The organism is uncultured Gimesia sp. (assembly GCF_963976445.1).
Taxonomy (GTDB): Bacteria; Planctomycetota; Planctomycetia; order Planctomycetales; family Planctomycetaceae; genus Gimesia.
In genome coordinates this window covers 46,320-65,687 of sequence record NZ_CAXBKP010000032.1, presented here as the reverse complement: position 1 = coordinate 65,687, position 19,368 = coordinate 46,320, and the positions used below count along the sequence as shown (strand labels likewise).

The window sequence follows — 19,368 nt, the reverse complement described above, 5'->3', positions numbered from 1 at the left end:
GTCAAATAAAAGCATAAGAGAACAGCTCTACGAAGCGGGGAGAGCGCGTATTCGCGAAAGTGCGTGCCTCACCCTGATTACATAAAACAGCCTCCCGGATGTGATACACACGGGAGGCTGGCAAAAGAAAGACGCGTAACGACTCTACTGAAATTATTTTTTCAGATCGAAATCAAACGCATTTTCACCAGGTTGCACGTCGACTTCCAGCTCCGTTTCGGCATTGTATTTGGCAGGAACCTTTTCCTTGGCTGGTCCAGCGTCAGTAACCAAAGCATCATCGCCTTCCGCTTCCATCTCGTCTTCTTCTTCAGACACAGAAGTGATGACGACTTTATTAAGGCCTGTCTTGCAGCCCGGCGTATTGCGGATATAGATCAATTCATAATATCCGGCATCATCTGTTTTCGCCATCGCAGGACGACCGCTGACAGGCATAAAGGTAACAGAGGCTCCCGAAAGCGGCTGGCCTTCAAAGGTGACGACCCCTTTCACCAGACCCAAATCCGGCTGATCGCCGTCTGATCCTCCACATCCGGAAAAGCTCGCACAAAGAGCTATCATTGATAACATCAAAAACAAATTTCTTCTCAATCCCATTGTGGTCTCATTCTTTAATTGAAATATTCTGCGATGCTTCAATTCATATTCAAAGCGATATTTCATACAGAATGGAACAGCGCTATCAATGAAGCAGTTTTGAATTCAGATTAGGAAAACGCGAACTGTGGGCACCGTGAGCCACACAGTTCGGTTTGTTTGATTTCACTTAGAATTCGCCTAAGGTTTCCCGTTTTGCCCTGGTACTGATCGCTCGATAAAGTGTCATGTCAATGTTCTCTGACAGAAATCGTACTCGACCGTCACCAAACACAAAATGGGCACCACCGACATGGTAGCTGCCTGCAGCTTCTTCACCATAAGAATTGATCGGGTCGTTCCCTTCCGCTGCAATCAGGTATTCCGTCATTTCCGTGGGAGGGTTACTGTCAGCACCATTAGAAAAGCAATGCTTACGGTCACTGCCGCCACCGCCCAGCATGTCGGCGTCTCCACCAGAGTCGATCACTTCACTGACAAAGATCGTATTCGAGAGGCCATCTGTGACATCACGAAAAGAGACGTTACTACTGATAAAGAACACACCGTCGGCGTTCATACATCCGCCCGGTGCTGTCATTTCCTCTGGGGTATCAACTCCGCCACTATAACAATTGTCTCCCGAGCTCCCAATCAGCGTCCCCATATTGCCATTGTAGTTGGACGTAGAATATCCATACTTCTGAGCGCCCTGGCTGACATCTGGATTTGAGGGACACCAGAATACAGAGATCACGGTCTTACCGCACAGTTGCTGTTTAGGATCATTCACACCACCGGACTCGGCCCCCATTCCACTGGAACCAGGTCCCTGAATCTGATTATACATATTTGCCTGATCGAGATAAGGCAGAATACTCGCGTGCCAGGTCCAGCCATGACCATAATATTTTGTGCCCCCTGCATTCAGCAATGTGATGCTGCCAGGTGGCAAAGAATTGAAGCTTTCATGATAATTGTGTAACGCCAACCCGATTTGCTTCATATTGTTTTTGCAACTGCTGCGACGGGCTGCTTCGCGGGCCTGTTGAACGGCGGGCAATAACAGTGCGATCAAAATAGCAATGATGGCGATGACCACCAGAAGCTCAATTAATGTGAAAGCTTTTCGACTCTTCATCGTTCTCCCTTTTCTAACCTAGAAATACAGGGTTATGTAGTGATAAGTAATAAATCTTGCTCAACAGAAAAAATTGGTTCCACTCCATACACAAGGAGCTCGATTTAATCTGGATCTATTGCCGGAGAATTCCGCCGGTTTGAATCAGCCATACTTGATTGAAATATGACCCTGACATGAATTTTGCAGAAGTCTAGCGAGGCAATGTGAAGTCAGTGTGAAGAATCCATGAGCTTCGGAAGAGCCCACGTTCTTCCAGAGTATGCATCCAAATTAAGGGACTCGTTTTGAAAAGAATGCCCCTGAAGGATGCGATTGAACATCGAAACAAAAGCATCGTCGAGTGAACGAAATCCACCTGTCGATGTATGAATTTCGTGGTTTAGTCTTTGCTTTGTGCAGCGTTTGGATTTCAACAAAAGAAACGTGTGGCAGCTGCTGCATCCTACTGTCGTTCTACAATTTTGCATTGGATCGACGTCGATTCTTTATATGCCATGCTTGACCCGCTCGTTTGCTTTAATGATACTTTAACTGATCAAAATAAATCCTGGAAATCGAACCATCAGAGGAGTAGCCATGCAGGCGTCCGCATCATGCCCCCCGTTGACTGTAAAAGCACACAAACTTCTTTTCCGATGTAATCGCTATCAAACGATTGCATTCCTGCTTTCTCTTTGCGTTTCGTTTCTATTCGTCTGTTCAAACAAAGCAGTCTTCTCTGCTGAAAAAAAGAGCCCGAATATCATTTTCATCCTAGCCGATGATCTAGGTTACGGTGACCTGGGTTGTTACGGACAACAGAAAATCAAAACACCCCGCATCGATCAGATGGCAGCAGAAGGCATGAAATTCACGCAGATGTATGCGGGCAGTACAGTGTGCGCCCCGTCACGTTGTGTATTGATGACCGGCTTGCATATGGGACACTGCCGCGTCAGAGGAAACACCTGGGTCAAACAGAACCAATCGCTCAAACCTGAAGATGTTACCGTCGCAGAAGTCCTGAAACAGGCTGGTTATAAAACCGCTTTGACGGGAAAATGGGGCATCGGTGAAGCAGGCACACAAGGCGTTCCTAATCTGCAGGGATTCGATTATTTTTACGGCTATTTAAACCAGCACAACGCTCATAATTACTACCCGGAATTCCTTTGGAGAAATGGAGAGAAAGTCAAGCTCAGAAATATTGTTGACCCCAGCACCATCTCTAAAGGACCTACTGGAAAGGATAGCCTGGGAGGTGTGGCGACCAAAAAAGTAGATTACTCGCACGACTTGGTGATGCAGGAAGCACTTGACTTCATTGACCGAAGTGCGAAACAGCCTTTCTTTTTGTACGTCGCACTCACGATTCCGCATGCCAATAATGAAGCAGGCAGAAAAGTCGGCGATGGTCAAGAAGTTCCAGACTACGGCATCTACAAAGACAAAGACTGGAAAAAACAGAATAAAGGCCAGGCAGCCATGATCACGCGGATGGATTCCGGCGTAGGACAGATTCTGGATCGTCTCAAAGAATTAAAGATTGATAAAAACACGCTGGTCATTTTCACTTCTGATAATGGGCATCATCGCGAGGGAGGCAATGACCCGGAATTTTTCGATGCCAACGGCCCGCTCAGAGGTATGAAACGCGATCTCTATGAAGGAGGCATCCGCGTTCCTTTCATCGCCCGCTGGCCCGAAACCACCCCCGCAGGAACAGTCTCTGATCACATTGGTTACTTCGGCGATTTAATGGCAACGGCAGCCAACCTCGCACATGTGCCCTGTCCCACAGGTCTAGACAGCGTCAGTATTGCACCAACTCTGACAGGGAAACCAGATCAGCAGCAACAGCATGGTTTGCTGTATTGGGAATTCTATGAACAAGGCAGTAAGCAGGCCGCCCGTTGGGGAAAATGGAAAGCCGTTCGCATGCCGATGCTGACCGGCGAAACAGAACTGTATAATCTCGATCAGGACTTAGGTGAAGGAACCAACTTGGCCGACCAGCATCCGGATATCGTCAAAAAAATGGAAGTTATGATGCAGGACGCACACACGCCGGACCCACTTTGGAAATCTGGTGGAAAACGGCCTAAAAAGAAATCCGCTCCCGGCGATGGCAAACCCCGGTTCTAAAATAGTTCCCAAGATCCTATAGTTCGACCCAAAAAAACAGACTGGTTTCAGTCTGTTTTTTTCATTGTTCGAGGAAGATCGCGATTCGCTTCACTTCCAAATATCTCGCTTATTCTTCCGTTTTTTTTGAGTCAAACAGAATAGAATTACGTATTACCAGACAGAACAAAATGGAATACTCACTTATTCAATTCCTATTTCTATCAAGGAGACGGAATGATGTGCTTTACTGTAGATCAGGTAGAAGAATCGGAAAATGATCTGAGACAAAGATCATCTTTTGACCCGCTAATACTCGAAAGTGAAGATGCACACTTCTTGCCCTTTTTAAGGGAAGATTCTGTTATCAACACTGACCAAAGCAGCGCGACTAGTGCCGCAGTCATAATAAGCAATTGATGATGCGCTCGCGTTTAAGAAATTGACTCCAAACAGTTGAGAACAAAACCCGTTTACTGGTACGGTTGTTTGCGCGATGACTGCAGGAAAGCCACCCCCACCACCACCTGTAAGCGTTGCCTCCGAGGTATTGCCTGCTGGCACATTGACAAACACAGTTGAAGCCGTTGATGTCACATTGGTAATCGTATTGCGGAAAGTAACCTCAGCCGTAACCCCATATTCTCCCCATGCATCACCCACACTACCTGGATAAGGAGCAGGATATCCAGCTGGACTTAATTGATTCGTAGAGACACCAAAGTGAAGAAAATCGAATTCTGTAAATGAATTTCCGTCAAAATTGATCTGGACCGTTTGAAATTGGTTAGGCGCTAATGGATCTGCAAATGTAAAACAAACATCACCATTCGGGTTAGGGCAATCCCAGTTGGGAGGCCCAGGATTAGTCGGATCTACGTCTACCCCACTAAAAGAGCCTCCTGTCATATCCACCTGAGGGGGCGCAGGAGCATCAAAATATGCGAATGCATTGGGAGGTCCCATCGTCTTAGTCGGAAGGGTAAACGCAATTGAGTCAATGGCTAGATTCGTTCCCGAATCAAAACTCAATCGGATCGAACCAGGAATGACGCTACCGCCAGCGGTGTTATCCGTAATCGTGATTGTAACATCACCGGCTGCACAGCTGGCTTCTGCATTCCCGTTGAAAGTAATGGGATCTGTTGTGGTATCAATGGCCCCAAACACAAAATTCCCCGTATTGGAAGCATTTCCATTGGGGTTGCCAGCCACGGGAGTGGTATAATTTGTACTGGGTGTGAAAACAACGCCGAGAATTGGATTCGCTTCCGTGTAGGCGACACCCGCATTCCTGGGAATCTGAGTTGGCCCAGTACCACCCTCTCCCCACTCTTTGACGGCAGCCAGAGCTGCAGAATCAAGAGCGTTTTGAACTTCTACCTGCGCCTGCCATAGCGTGGCAATTTCCAGCACAACACAGAAAAAGGTCAGAAACAAAGACCCCCAGATAATCAGCCACAGGATCGCGATCCCGCGCCGCTTCTGATGTACTTCGCTATTCGAATGAATTCGTTTCATGAGTTATTGATCAGTCTAAACTTACAAAGTCAAAATATCTGGATCAGAGTTCGTATAAATAAGTCGTGGATTGTTCAACGACATAGTCTTGAATCGAAAATCCGAAGCTGGATAAAAAGTCGGGAACGTTCCCATCCAGGGGCACACAGACAGTCGTACGCACAGCCTCATTCACGGCAGCGCCTAATACGAAAGGCAGGCTGGAGACAGGTGGGTCACAGTCACAGTTAGGAACGGCCACCACGGGATCAGCGACCGTGACTTCGACCCCACTATTCACATTATGTTCCAGAATCACACGACAGCTGGCCTGTGGCAGCCCTCCGACTTGCAACACATTATCAACGCTTGTTTTCAATACACCGGTGTTCAAAGCATTGATCGCTCCCGCAGGAGTTTCCGATGCAATCTTAGCGGCATAGCGGCTCGCATAGGCGGTCTGCTCATTAGCCACATAAATCAATGAAATTTGGACAATCGCCAGCATGATGATCAGGAGCGCAGGCGCCGTCAGAATTAATTCCAGCACGACAACCCCTGATCGTGGCGCGTTTTGTTTCACAGTTTGTCGCCTGTTACTCTGCACTGTCTGGTACCACTCTCTGTCTTCAAGTCAAATATGTGACGATTTATTATCCTAATCTATTCACTACTATAGTAGTTTGGCAAGCAATTTGCGTTCCCTACTTAATAGACAACTCAGTTCTCTGTTGATTCAAGGGAGAATTGAGCAAAGGTCTGTGATTCGTCTCAATCAGAGACTTCACCAACTGGACTTCAAATCAGACCGATTTGAGAACTGATAACCAACCTTAGCAAGCGCAAAGCAAATGTCTCCATTTGTTAACACTTGCCTGTTTAGAAGTACGCAAGATGGAAATCATCAGGAAGCCATCATTCTTCCGGAAAAAGACCAGCCGGTTATTGAAACCCGTTCAAGACGGGCGTCGGTCAGGTTCCGTCCTGCTGGAATTTATCCTGGCGTTTCCTATCATTTTGATAATCTCATTGGCGATCATCGAGTTTGGATTTTTTGCCCTGTTGCAGCAGACAGTGACGGCTGCCACAATCGAAGGATCACGAGAAGCAGCCCAGGTAGGTGCCACCACAACTTCGATAGGGAATTTAATTCAACAATACGTGGCGATCAATTCGTTATATCTGGATGTCGCTCAACAACCTGCCGCTCCCGGAGCCGGAGATGTGCTGGTCGTGATTCAGGAGGGAGGAATACTTCCCGCTCAAACGCAAACCATTGGTAACTCCGACATCCTTTGTACTCCCGTTGGTCCTCCTCCGACCCCAACGGAGGTCAAAGTAACAATCTGCCTCAACTTAACCGATACGAATGGTACGTTTCCACTCCCTAACCTTTTATCTTCTTTTGGCTTCACGCTTTCGGGAAAACAACTTGAAATCAGTGCTATGACCGGATTAGAGTAATAGCAGAACGCTGTTTCCGTCCGCCTTTACTCCTTTGCTGACTTCGAGAATTAGTCAGAATAGCAAGTTCTTCCTGCTTATGAATGAAATTGCCATAGGAATGTTCTTCTGGCTGCTGAAAATCCTGGGAGCCTACCTCGCCCTGATGATGGTGTTCACCTTCATCCTCTCCCGCTGGAAAAAGAAAGCGAAGCAAGAAACCGAAGAGATTGCTCAAAGCAGAAAAAAACGATCAGGGAAATAAAGCTGCCTGACCTCTACTGAAATCTGTAATCATTGAGCAAATGGGAGCGGAAATCGCCTCATGGAGCGAGAATTGGTTTGGACCGGCTGAACTCTGCGTCCCGTCGAATTATTACCGGGACGACCACGCATCACATTATTCAGAAATGTTTTCAGAGAACCATCCAACAGTGGATTCGATTTGATATCGACAATCGGACTTGATGTCGTGCCGCGCAATTCTACCCGAATCCAGCCACTGGTGGCATGTCCGATGAGTTGCGTGATCGCTGGCAAAGGAAGTTGACGACGCGTTAATTTCGAAAACAGATCCAGCTTCAAACGACCATCAAAATGGGCTTCTCCCGCCTGTCCGTACAGACTGATGGCATTTCCCTTCAACTCAATATACTTCAGATGAAACGTCTGATTCGAAACGGTAAAGTCACAGAATGCAGAATCAAAGGCCGTTTTGTCTGGCTGCGCCAGTCGCACCACTTTAAAAATCTGAGCAATCGGAGGCAGTTCATAAATGGCGGCAGGACTAATCTGCAATTGCCCCTGCCCTTTGATATCAGACTTATTAGAGCCACGCCCCCAAAGTTGAATCCAGCCATTCATCACTCCGCGTAATTGAGATTCGCCAGGCATATAACGGGCTGCATATTCTTCCAGCAATCCACGGTTCAATTCAATCTGCATATTGTATGTCGGAATGGTGCTGAGTTCGATATCCCCCAGACAGGTCAGAACCCCTCGAATCGCTTTCGCCGTAATCGGTTGCTTCGCGTTAATTTTTGGCAGACTGATAGACTGAAATTGGTCTCTGCGAATCTGGTTTGACCCGACAGTCAGCTTCTGATCGTGAATCTCAAACGGGCCTTTAATTTCCGTCAGATGATAGTCCAGAATCACCGCGGAGTCTAAATCGACATTGCCCGTTAAATCCAAATGAGTTCCATCCCACTTCCCATCAGAATGGACCTTCCCATAAACTCTGGTAATATCGGCGCCCGCCGTGATTGTATTTTCCGCCAGAATGGAATCCAATCCCCAGGCAGCGGTAATCGCCGTTCCCGGTTGATTCGAACCGCGAAATTCGATCCAGCCACTAGCAGAAATCGGCCGTTGAATATTTAAGGTATTCAATGCCGATGCCATTTCTTCAGGTAACGCTTTCTGAAAAGCACGATCAGTCGACAAATCGTCGATATTCATGTTCTCCAGTTTCACCCGCCAGTCTTCGCGCGGGGTCACATCGGCGATGGCCTTCCCAATCCTGATCAGAGTCTCATCATGTCTCCCGGAAATTTCGGTCAAGCGAACTTCACTATTTTGCGTTCGCGGATCGACGACATAGCTCCAGTTCGCATCCAGATTATCGATCGGATACGGAAAGTCTTTCAAATAGATGCTCCCCGAACGCAGGCTGGCTCTGGGAATACTGATATCTAACGGCTGACCACGTTCCCAGACAATGTCTGTTTCCAAACCAATTTTTCCGGTCGGCGACAGTTCTCCCCACAATTCCTGTAAGGACACAGGCAGCGCCAAACGCAAATTGGAATCGCAGGAGACATTATTTGCAATCACGCTTAACTCTAATTTGCCATCGTTGGCGAACCGGGCATAAGAGCCGTTCGCTGATAAGCTCGCATTTCCATGATTCCCCGTCACTTGCTCAAACCGGGTGATCCCGGTTTGACTGAAATAAGAAACTCTGCCTTTAAGATTACTGATCCGATAAGGAAAATCTTGATACTGCAATGAGCCCCGATCCATTTCCGCGACGAAGTTCAGATGAATCGGTTGGTTCAATAACGGTTCACGGGTCAATCTCAACGTCACATCCGCATTGCCCTGCAAATCTAGTTGATCCAGAACCTCTCTGACTGCTTCCGGAGCAGCAGACCGCACCGCAGCATCCACGGCTGCATCATTAATCTTTACCAGGATCTCAATTTTCGATGCCGGACCGGGATGGCGAATCAAACCCACAGCAGTCACTGGCCGATTCCCCGCCATCCCATCAAATTTCAGCTCCAGCAGGTCAGAATCCTTTTGTTTAAGGCTGCCTTTAATGTGACCTACACGATACGGAAAATGGATCGGCATCGCCTCGCCATCGACGACCGACACGACCAAATCCTGAATCCGCCACTTCCCTTGACCAGGAGGATGACTCAACGTCACTTCCAGATCCATATTTCCATGAGGACGCAGTGTGTCAAAGGTTCGCGCCAGTCCTCCCGACAATCGACTGCGGAGCCGATCGTCGATCGGTAACTTCCGGGCTTGAAATGAAAAGTAACTTTCAATTTCAGGAGCAGCATCTTCCGACATACTGCTTTCAAAACGATATTCCCCACCGACAGAAAAACTGCTTTCGCCGTTATGTGCCTGTAGTTTGTCGATCAACAGTCGCTGGTTGTTCACGTAGATTTTGCCGACAATATTCCGTAAAGGAAACGGCAATAAGGGATGTTTCAGCTTCCCTTCGCGTAAATGAGTCACCACCTGAAATTGAGGCGTCTGTTCCTGACTGCTTTTAGACAGACTGAAATTGATATCCATCTGCGCGCTCACACCCAGATCATACATGCCCGTTGACTGATCCGGTTTCAGATGCATCGAAGGAAACGCCGACTTCAATCGCGCCGTCAGTTCAGGCGAGATCCCGGTTGCCATTCGCACCAGATTCGGCCCGAATTCCAATTGGCTCCAGGTCCCTTCCACTGACCCGATTTTCGAATTTATGTCCCAATAACCAGAGATTTCCAATTTGCCCGCTTGTGGAATCGAAGTATGCCCTTCAATTTCATAGCGGCTGGCACCGGACGGAATCAATCGTAAATCCAGATTTTGAAAAGTGACAGCCGTCGGTACGCTTTGGGCGCCTCGCTCAAACTTTAAAGAGAGACTGCCCCGCTCAATCACCAGTTCCGGTAGTGGTTTATCATTCTTAACCGGTTCCGGTAACCCTTCCCAGTTCCAGGTTCCATCAGCCATGCGAACCAGAACCAGCTGCGGCCTGATAAGTACTATTTTCTGAACATCAATCTCTTGCCGCTTAGCCAGTTTCTCCTGATCTAAAGTGACGACCACTTCTGGTAAGTCAATAATCGTATCCGGGTGATTCACAACCTGAACGCGACAACCTTCAATACGTACCCGCCGTCTGAAATCAAATTGCGCCCGGTCGATATCGATCATCAAATTCGGAATTTGCTTGGAAATTTTCTCGAGAATACCAGCCTTCACCATTTCGTCACTGCGCATAAAGTAATAGTACCCAAAGCTTCCGCCGGTAATCACCAGCGAAATCAGGATCAGCAGACACCATTGAAATGTTTTACGAATGACCATAACGACAAAAAAACCAGACAAGATCCGGTATTATTCCGGATTGATTTCTTTCTTTTTACGAGAAGAAAAACACATTTGATAAAGCCCGACCGCAGACAAAATATACAAGCTGTATTCCGCAGGCAGCCGATAGCGCAACGAACTGACAAAGATCAGATGAATCATCGAAAAGTAAATTATCGGCCCCAGCGTGATCAGCAGCAGCAAATACTGATCACGTGAAATCCAGGCACCATACACGGCAAAGATCACGACAGGAATAAAAATGATAGAAACAGCAAGCATCATCCACCAGGAATGAAACTGAGACGCATTCGGCCAAGGCTTCCAATACCGCAACAGTTTAGCGCCCATCAATTCAAACAGATGACCGGGATGCTGTCGTGCATACTCGACCGCCCGTTGCGTATAGTGCTGATTCATTTCGTATTCACTCATCGTATTCAACACGTTCTCTTCATCGAAAAAAGTCATATCACTGTCACCAGTCGCTTGGGGATTCAATCCATCGTACAAACTGGGACCGGCCCATAATGTCGTTGGGACAAAATGTCCGGTGACTTGATAATTACGATAAACCCAAGGCACCAGCATCACAGCAAAACCGACTACGATCAAAAGGCCCCGCTGCAGTGCCGCAATTCGATGCTCCTTTGCACTCAAAAACAAAATGAAAACAATCAGAGGCAGAATTAACAGCCAGCTTGGTCTCACATAAAAGGCGACCGCTAAGGAAATCCCAGCCAGCACCGACCATCGTCTGCCTCGAAATTGATCTTCTATTCCAAACTGAATTTTTGATAATTTGACAAGTACCCATAATGAAATCAGCATCGCAACCGCGAACAGGGTCTCGCTTAAAAACAAAACACTAAACCCTGCCATCACCGGCGAAACAGCAACCAGCGCCGCTGCGATGAGGCCAATCGTTTCATTGACCAGCTCTTTTCCCAGTAAAAACACAACAAAGCAGGCGACAACTCCCGACAGCGCCAAAATCAATCGCACACGAAAATGATCTTCGCCAACAACCGACATCGCACCAGCCAGAAACAATGGAAACCCGGGCATCCGCAGTACACGTCGCGGCGGCGTATAAATCGAATACGGCTCGCCATGCACGAGCGACTGTGCCAGCCTCCAATAACCGTCAGCATCACCTTCAATGACATATGTTCGTTCAGGTTGTCGATCAAGTTGGCGCTGAACGTAAACCGCCACGCCGCACCGCAAAGATGCGGAAATCAGTAAGATAAATAATAGTATGTATTTAAGCCGTTTTGTTTGCGGCATCTCTTGCCCCGCCACTATGGAAATGTGGGAATAGTACGACTACTCGACTATCAGGGTCAATTCCAATATAGCTGCCCCTGAATCGCCGGGGCTAAACATCTCTATTTCAGGCACCGTTATTCAAAGATTCAAGAACCTTGATCTGAACAGATTACGCAACAATCGAAAGTCTCAAAACGGGATTCCCCTCATGCAAATCACCCATATTGACACATAAACCGATTTGCAATAAGGTTCCCGCTCCTCTCTCAAAACGATGCGCCTCCAGATTCTATCTTCAATTTCATTTCATTTCACGAAGCCCCATTTTCCAGGCTGAGGGAAACATGCGCTATTTTAAATTTTCGATCCTTTCAGGAGTCGGCCTGTTCGCACTGGCCATGTTCTTCCTGTCCCAATCCATTCAAGGCTTTCTCAGTATTAATAGCGCTGAGCAAACCGCCGCGGAAACGGACATCGAAATTTCCCTTTCCGAACCGGACGAATTTCCCGATCTCAGCCTCGATTTTCCGGCTGGTCCGAATCAGAGTCCCTCGAAACCAGTCCTCACCCCCAAACAATCCAACTCTGCTACTGAGCAGGGACTGTCCCAGAATCAACGTCTGAATAAAAGTCTTCCGGAAAACATCGCACCTGAAATCAATCTCGTCACCGCTTCACTCCAACCAGCTAACTCTCCACCCGGTTTAAATATTCTGCTCCTCTCACAGACGACCAAAGAGCAACGTACCACTCTGATCGAAGAATTAGTCCGCATCGATGCCGACCTGGTGCGACGGGTGGCAATGAAACCTACCAGTCAGCAGGATATCTCGGCCAGTGAAGTCAAAACCGTACAGCAGATCTCGTTGACCAATCCCTTTCCACAACAGACGGTTTCCGCCGGCTATGCCGTCCCGCAAAACGCCATGCAACAGGCACCGGCTCCAGAACCATTCCTCGTTCAGAAAGAACGAATTGTTCACATCATCGCCGCCTATCGAGGAATCACGTTCAAAACCACAGGCATCCCCACTCTCGATGCTGCCGTGAATCAGACCATCCCCGTCATTCCCTTTGTCACAAACACCATGCTGCCGGCCACCGTGCTCAGCAAAAACCTGGTACAACTCAACCTCAACTCCGAACTCCCTGTCCCCGCAGAAATGCGTGCACAACCGGTTTTGAAACTGTCACAGTTGGGAGAATTCCAGCCGGCTGAAATCATCAAACTCACAGGTACCGGCCTCGTCGTAGGACTCAATGGAACGGGAGAACGCAATTATTCTCCGGAAGCAATCCAGGCACTGAAGTCGTCTATGACTTCCATGAATATCAATCTCAAACAGATTAAAACGCCTCTCCGCGCCGGTAATCTGGCCAATGTCTCTCTCATCGCATATATCCCCAACAAAGGCGTCACAAAGGGACAGCGAATTGAATGTTACATCACCGCCGCCAATTCGGACGTGAAACTCAACGGCGGTTATCTGCTTCCCACAACCATTCAACAAACAGGTTCTCCTACCGCTGGCGCCGTCGTCATGGGTGCACTCCAGACCGGTCAAACAAAAAACAAATCCCAAGCCAGCATCGACCAGGGTGCACAAATCTTATCAGACCTCACTCCCAAACTGGTCTCCGGTTCCGGAATCCCATATCTCAAGTTTTTCTTGAACGAATCCGCCAGCCTGCCTGCCATCGGACAACTCGTCACACAATCCATGAACCAACGCCTGACGGCACAACAAAACCTGAATGCCAAAGCCATCCTGCAGTCTTCCAGTATGATCATGATCTCCCTGCCTCATTCAGACCCGAAAGTGGCACAACAGTTGGCGGCATATTTACTGAAACTTTCGATTCCCATCCAATCTTCCCGGGTTCAATCTTCCCTGGCATCGCAACAGACACCGGAAGTGATGATTGATCAGGCAACAGCCACCATTCAAACCAGAGGCAACGTCCTGCTCCAACCGACTCAAGTCGAACAAAGCGACCTGATACTGGAGATCTCCTCATCCGCAGCCTCAGCAACCCCCAAACTCAATGACCTGCTGGCTCTAATGCATCATTTAAGATTTCCCAAGGCAAGGCAGATCGAATTCCTGCGAGAACTGCAACAGCAGGGAAAAATCAAAGCCGCTTACCACGAGCAATAATCCGGCCCTTGTCTCCCAGAGAGTCATCTGACAAAATGAAGTCAGATCAAACAGGCACTCACAAAACAGTGCCCGTACCAGACTGTTGCCCGATCGCCGCGATCGACTCTCACTCCTCTCACAATAAACTGATGCGCTTATGTTTTCTGAACTCTCAGGATTACAAATTCTCTCACTCGCGCATCGCATCTTCCCTGTCCTGCTACTCGCGATTTTCTGGAGCTGGGAAAGCTGGTTTGCATTCAAACCAGTTGAAAAAAAAACACGCTATCAACACGCCCTGCACAACATCGCTCTGGCAATTCTGAATGCCCTGATTCTGGGACTGCTCTTTGGCGCCTCTGTAGAATTGGCCTCTCAATGGTCGCGAGACAATCACTGGGGGCTGCTCAATCATCTGCCGCTGGGAACTCTCGGAAAAACCATCCTCGCCGTCATCCTGCTCGACGCCTGGACCTACTGCTGGCACTGGATGAATCATCGCATCCCCTTCTTCTGGCGATTTCATCGCATGCATCACAGTGATCCTTACATGGATGTCTCTACCGCCACTCGCTTTCACTGGGGCGAACTCATCTTCTCGACACTGTTCCGCCTGCTCTTAATTCCCCTGCTCGGTCTCCAAGCCTGGTATCTCATCGTGTATGGCCTGCTGGTCTTTTTATCGACGCAATTTCATCACGCCAACATTTCAATCGGCAAGGCCGACCGTTTCTTCCGCTGGCTATTCGTCTCGCCCGACATGCATAAAATTCATCACTCGCAAATCCCATCAGAAACCAATTCCAATTACTCCACCGTGTTTTCCATCTGGGACCGCATCGCAGGCACGTATCGCATGCGAAATGATCTCAAAAACATTCACTTTGGCCTGCCCGACTTCGACCAACCACAGTGGCAAACACTCCTCGGCATGTGGAAAACCCCCTTCTTAAAAAAGCCACCAACCAAACAAGATCAGAATCAACAGTCCCACCAAAAGTGATCACAAACCTGAGCGGCTCGGCGCGAGCCGCCGTTTTAATGTTTCAAACGGCTGTACTGATTCCAATATTGAATAAGCCCCTAAAAACAAGGCCTTTTCTCACCTCTTGACTCCGCCGTCCCGATCTCTAACATGCGTTTCCTGCATCGCGCGCGTGAGCGAAAACAGTTTATGCACTGGAAACTGGCACCCCCTGTGAATCCGCTCCCCATAAAACTCGCTCGTCTCAGACCGATTTGACTCAATGCCTTGCCCCATGGTTCAAAATAAGCACCAATCTTCAAACGACATCGAACCGCAATCAGAGAACTTCGTTCCGTGATCAAAAGCGTTCGCAAGCACTTCATTAGCAGTTCCCGCATCAAAAATAACAAACCCGAATTGACACCCCCACGCCACCAACGATGATGACTCCCATCGAAAGCAAATACGTTTCCCATAACAGTCTCCCCAAGGTGAGCGAATCGGCGCGAGCCGCCGTTTTTCGTCATTCGTCTCAGACATAAAGCCAGAAAGAAACAGACGGCACAAAACACACAGACCAAAATCGTACCCGATGTAACCCGAGAACCCACAGATGAAAATCCAACAGTGCTTCCCTGACACGAAAAACTCAAAATCACTTAAGGTAAATTTTCGTGTTTTTCGTGGTAGAAGAATCAGATAAAAAGCAAGAGAACCAACGCAGGCACGTTGAAGCCATCATTATATGAGAGCTTTCAATTCATCAGGGCCGCCAACGGTTATTGTTCGAACCCCTCGCCTAAATAATCCGCCAGGACACTTTTCCACTCCGGGCTGCCGCTTAAACGCAGAATGACCTGGTTGATGGGTTCACGTAGCGGACTGTCATTCGGCAGCGCAATGGCATAGTTTTGCCGCTCAAACAAAACAGGCAGAACCTGGATCTCCCCCTCAAAGTGACGATTCGTTTCATAGCGCATGATGGGTGCATCGTACACAATGGCCTCGACCTGCCCTTTCTTCAACGCCTCCAATGCAACCCGAACGTCAGGATACTTCTTAAACACGATCTGACGCGATCGCAAATACTTTTCTGAAGTCGAGCTTTGGACGGTCGCGACTTTAACCCGCGACAAGTCTGCGGGCCCAATAACTCGTGATTTGAGTTGCGTCACCGTTAACGCCGAAGTAACTGCTGCAGTGAAACTGGCAATAATGAACAATCCCACGAACATCCAGACAAAACCAATCAGTCTACCAGGGATCGTTTTCGGCACCTTATCGCCATAGCCCACAGTCGTCAGGGTCACCGCTGCCCACCACAAACCGGAAGTAATACCGCGAATCAGACCACCACCGAATTGCTCTTTGTTCCGTTTTCGTTCAAAGAAATAAACGGCGATCGCACTCAGCAGCATGACGGCAAACAGACCAGCGAGAATCCTGAGAAACATGGTAGAAAATACCGCCGCCATGAGTCGCGACCATTCACTGTTCCGTGGATGCGCCCTGACTGCAATGCCGAGTCCCGAGCTGTGAAACGGATGAGTGAAGTCCATTCGTTTTTCACGATCATAGTTCACCGTAATCGCGGCTGCCGCCAGATCGACCTTGCCCTGTGCCACAGCATCAAGCATCGCTTCAAGTTTCATTTCGCGAAATTCGAATTGAATTTCCTGCTCAGAAGCGTTTTGCAACTCAGACTTCACCTCGCGTAGTAAGTCGATCGTGATGCCAATCCACTCGCCATGCTCACCCTTCATCGCAAACGGGGGAACTTCCCTTGTTGCCACAACATACTTCTTTATGGATTTCTCCGATTGCGCGTTTCCGGAGGCAACCATACCACCAAGTAGAATTAGTGCGCAGTGAAAAGAAAAAATCCCTCTTCCAACGGGACTCGCGGAAAATGAATTCCACCGACGATTGCTATGATTCTGCATCTGTTCCAGTCCCCAACCCTCAGGGCTCCAGTACCCAATCCTCAGGCACGAAATTGGTATCAAGAAATCGAGATCGTGTTCCTGATCACGATCTCCCCGGCTCAACTACCATGATACAATATGTCGGATGAAACAAACAATCAACTTTCCACGAATCGACTTAGTCGCAGTTGCCACCAATCTGCTTGCAAGACACTCACACGAGGCCTGCACATCACGTCAGGCTTGAAAGATGAATCAACACAGCAGCAAATCCCTCACCGCGGCATCGCCTTCCAGCTCGATTCAACGAGCATCGTTTTCCCCTGCCTCCGCCAGCCGGTCGATTTCATTTAAAATCTTCTCAGCCTCGGAAGTTAACGCGGCGAAACCTTGAATATTGCCATTACGCTGGGCATCACGGGCCGCTTCCAGTTTCTGAGCGTACTGGGTTTCCAGTTTTTTCTTCGGGTCACGACGCAACCAGCCAAACATCTTAAGGACTCCCTGAAAAAACTCGCTAGAACATGTACTAAAGAACTATAGACGCTGCACCCTATTTGACAACCACGCGTCTTTTTCCAACAATAATTTTCCTACCTTTCGTATTTTTCGTGGTAGAAAAGAATCGAGAGACAGGGCTCGCTGTTAGAATATCTGGTTCCCGCTTCTCTTCAAACAGTTTAATGAATCCCGTTGTGAGAAATACCATGTTCAAATACTGCCTGTTGTACTTAACCGTCTGTCTATTCTCTCTTCCGGCAAATGCAGTCGCTGCCGAAGTCATCAATGCTGGCGTCGGCGGAAATCGCAGCTCCCAGTTGTTAAAGCGGCTCGACCGTGATGTGCTCGCACACAAACCAAGTGTGGTCGTATTAATGGTTGGCACCAACGACCGCCTCAACTCGGGCGGCTTCATCGACATCAAGGCCTACCGAAAAAACGTCAACACGCTGATTGACAAAATCCAGACCAGCGGCGTCAAGGTCCTGTTGATGACACCACCGCCGTGCATCCCGGAGTTGCTGTTCAGCCGCCATAATCCCAGGAAGTATAAAGACCAGTCTCCCGTCGAGCGAATGCAAGAAGTCCGCTCCGTTCTGCTTGAGATTTCCCAGAAACGGAAAATCCCCCTGATCGATTTCCATAACTATCTGATCGACCACAACATCGCAGACACAAAGAAAACCAGCGTCCTCCGCAACCGTGCCAACAGCGGCATCAAAGACGGCGTACACCTGACGCCCGCCGGCTATCAACTATTAGCAAAACTCGTGGCCGAAAAGCTGACAGCCGAAAAACTGGAGACCACGAAAATCGTCTGCTTCGGCGACAGCCTGACGCAAGGCTCCGCCAAAGTGAACTATCCAGCCTACCTCAGAGAGATCCTGGCAAATCCTACGAAGCCGTAAATTAAAGAGTCTGACTCGAAGAGTTTTAAAAACACGCTCTCAAGTCAGCAAATGAATTGGTTTGCCATACTTTGAAAAATATTGTGTCTGTCATCGGCGTTGGAGAGGGACCGCATGGTAGTAAACTTATCCATCATCGCAGGCATCCGCAGGAACAGTTCGCAAAACTAGAACCCGGGAACGTTGGTTTGAATCGGATTAAACGCGCCACGGATTTCAATAGGAGCATCCATCTTAGGATCCCACAAGTCAATGTGTGACGGACCGCCGGGCATGTAGATATTGATGATCACTTTACGAATTCTGGCTGGGCTGATCATACTTTTCATTCCGCCTTTGGGCAAAACTCAGATCACAAGAGTTCACCTACAGTCTTGCCCTGGTCTCCTGTTGATTTGTGGAGTTCGAACAAACTCGCCGATCGACACCAATAAACCCAAATCACTCATTTGAGCGAGCCAGAAAAATACCATGGAAGCAACATAGAGGGGGTGCCCCTCCTATCCTGCTGGGTTTCCCCTCTTGGGAAGTCCAGAAGATGAAATGTTTTAGTTTATTAGCCGCGAATCTGACCTCTGGATTTAAGATTACCACGCTTACTGGCGGTTTCTTAACATTCTATCAGACCAGAATAACCCTGTGAGCAGGGTCCAGAATACGACAGGTAAAGTGTTTCCCGTGATAATGGAAAGCCCTGTCGCTACTACGGCTGTAGCCAGCACTATCAGGATTGGTGGCCATAGTGAACCGGGTCTGGGGAGATTTTCACTTTCACTATCATTTTTCTTGTGATAGAATATGCGCATAGGGTGATCCTCGCATTCTTTTGAATAGCTGATGTGGGATGAAAAACATTAGTTAGGCGAGAGGCACCTCCCCCCTCGGACGTTTGCCCGTCCGAGGGTTTTTTATTGCTCTCCAATGAAAGCCATTATCGCATAAAATTTCCGTTCATTCAATAGGATCGTGTTGTTTTCAAAATTGAAGTGTTGTCGATTCATCATCTTCAATCCTATTTTTTTTCTGAAAACCCGTGATTGATTTAACATCCGCACTAGTATTCCAATACATTTCTAAACTCCATCCCATTTCTATGAATGTTGGAATTGCCCCGAAGAGATCAAGAAATACTCGCCAGAATACCTTTTCAGAAATTGATACCGAAAATTCGCGTCTTGATCGGCTCAAAGTCACCATGACATTCCAGCGTAGCTTCTGTTTTGAGATCGTATGTGTCCTGATGGGTTGGGCCGCCAGCAAAACAGATGAGAAT

At 48.2% G+C, this 19,368-nt stretch carries 15 protein-coding genes; 6 read left to right on the top strand and 9 right to left on the bottom strand.

All coding sequences use genetic code 11. The features are described from left to right. Nucleotides 1-153: 153 nt before the first annotated feature. Complete coding sequence (locus AAC022_RS24345) at nucleotides 154-573, bottom strand: hypothetical protein (protein ID WP_339735392.1); 420 nt, start codon at nucleotides 571-573, stop codon at nucleotides 154-156. Nucleotides 574-769: 196 nt separating this feature from the next. Further along, nucleotides 770-1,720 (bottom strand): DUF1559 domain-containing protein, encoded by a 951-nt coding sequence (locus AAC022_RS24340; RefSeq protein WP_339735390.1) that lies wholly within the window; start codon nucleotides 1,718-1,720, stop codon nucleotides 770-772. Nucleotides 1,721-2,299: 579 nt separating this feature from the next. Here AAC022_RS24340 and AAC022_RS24335 point away from each other — a divergent pair. Further along, complete coding sequence (locus AAC022_RS24335; RefSeq protein WP_339735388.1) at nucleotides 2,300-3,847, top strand: arylsulfatase; 1,548 nt, start codon at nucleotides 2,300-2,302, stop codon at nucleotides 3,845-3,847. A 327-nt stretch (nucleotides 3,848-4,174) separates the two neighbouring features. On the opposite strand, the gene AAC022_RS24330 is transcribed toward AAC022_RS24335, so the two are convergent. Further along, nucleotides 4,175-5,347, bottom strand: a complete 1,173-nt coding sequence (locus tag AAC022_RS24330; RefSeq protein WP_339735387.1) for a pilus assembly protein TadG-related protein — start codon at nucleotides 5,345-5,347, stop codon at nucleotides 4,175-4,177. A gap of 43 nt (nucleotides 5,348-5,390) precedes the next feature. Then, on the bottom strand, nucleotides 5,391-5,909 hold the full coding sequence (locus AAC022_RS24325) for a TadE family protein (RefSeq protein ID WP_339735385.1): 519 nt from the start codon (nucleotides 5,907-5,909) through the stop codon (nucleotides 5,391-5,393). A gap of 311 nt (nucleotides 5,910-6,220) precedes the next feature. On the opposite strand from AAC022_RS24325, the gene AAC022_RS24320 reads away from it, so the two are divergent. Next, a complete protein-coding gene (locus AAC022_RS24320; protein WP_339735383.1) occupies nucleotides 6,221-6,790 on the top strand; it encodes a TadE/TadG family type IV pilus assembly protein in 570 nt (189 codons plus the stop codon). Nucleotides 6,791-6,869: 79 nt separating this feature from the next. Next, entirely contained in the window at nucleotides 6,870-7,034 is a 165-nt protein-coding gene (locus tag AAC022_RS24315) for a hypothetical protein (RefSeq protein WP_339735381.1), read from the top strand. Between the two features lie 29 nt (nucleotides 7,035-7,063). On the opposite strand, the gene AAC022_RS24310 is transcribed toward AAC022_RS24315, so the two are convergent. After that, entirely contained in the window at nucleotides 7,064-10,378 is a 3,315-nt protein-coding gene (locus AAC022_RS24310; RefSeq protein WP_339735379.1) for a hypothetical protein, read from the bottom strand. Nucleotides 10,379-10,408: 30 nt separating this feature from the next. Then, nucleotides 10,409-11,671: a glycosyltransferase family 39 protein gene (locus tag AAC022_RS24305; protein ID WP_339735377.1), complete on the bottom strand. Its 1,263-nt coding sequence runs from the start codon at nucleotides 11,669-11,671 to the stop codon at nucleotides 10,409-10,411. Between the two features lie 326 nt (nucleotides 11,672-11,997). Between AAC022_RS24305 and AAC022_RS24300 the strand changes: the two genes are divergently transcribed. Together AAC022_RS24300 and AAC022_RS24295 are read left to right on the top strand one after the other, a co-directional pair. Then, entirely contained in the window at nucleotides 11,998-13,812 is a 1,815-nt protein-coding gene (locus tag AAC022_RS24300) for a flagellar basal body P-ring protein FlgI (RefSeq protein WP_339735375.1), read from the top strand. A 139-nt stretch (nucleotides 13,813-13,951) separates the two neighbouring features. Beyond that, nucleotides 13,952-14,797 carry a sterol desaturase family protein gene (locus tag AAC022_RS24295; protein WP_339735373.1) on the top strand — a complete coding sequence of 282 codons (846 nt, stop codon included), beginning with the start codon at nucleotides 13,952-13,954 and terminating at the stop codon, nucleotides 14,795-14,797. A gap of 743 nt (nucleotides 14,798-15,540) precedes the next feature. Here AAC022_RS24295 and AAC022_RS24290 read toward each other — a convergent pair. Both AAC022_RS24290 and AAC022_RS24285 read right to left on the bottom strand, forming a co-directional pair. Further along, the gene (locus AAC022_RS24290; RefSeq protein ID WP_339735371.1) at nucleotides 15,541-16,554 is read right to left on the bottom strand and encodes a transporter substrate-binding domain-containing protein; all 1,014 of its coding nucleotides are present in this window, start codon (nucleotides 16,552-16,554) and stop codon (nucleotides 15,541-15,543) included. Nucleotides 16,555-16,989: 435 nt separating this feature from the next. Beyond that, nucleotides 16,990-17,178: a DUF6435 family protein gene (locus AAC022_RS24285; RefSeq protein WP_339735369.1), complete on the bottom strand. Its 189-nt coding sequence runs from the start codon at nucleotides 17,176-17,178 to the stop codon at nucleotides 16,990-16,992. A gap of 203 nt (nucleotides 17,179-17,381) precedes the next feature. Between AAC022_RS24285 and AAC022_RS24280 the strand changes: the two genes are divergently transcribed. Continuing rightward, nucleotides 17,382-18,095: an SGNH/GDSL hydrolase family protein gene (locus AAC022_RS24280; protein ID WP_339735367.1), complete on the top strand. Its 714-nt coding sequence runs from the start codon at nucleotides 17,382-17,384 to the stop codon at nucleotides 18,093-18,095. Nucleotides 18,096-18,262: 167 nt separating this feature from the next. Here the strand turns inward: AAC022_RS24280 and AAC022_RS24275 are convergent, their stop codons facing one another. Continuing rightward, nucleotides 18,263-18,415 carry a hypothetical protein gene (locus AAC022_RS24275; RefSeq protein WP_339735365.1) on the bottom strand — a complete coding sequence of 51 codons (153 nt, stop codon included), beginning with the start codon at nucleotides 18,413-18,415 and terminating at the stop codon, nucleotides 18,263-18,265. Between the last annotated feature and the right edge of the window lie 953 nt (nucleotides 18,416-19,368).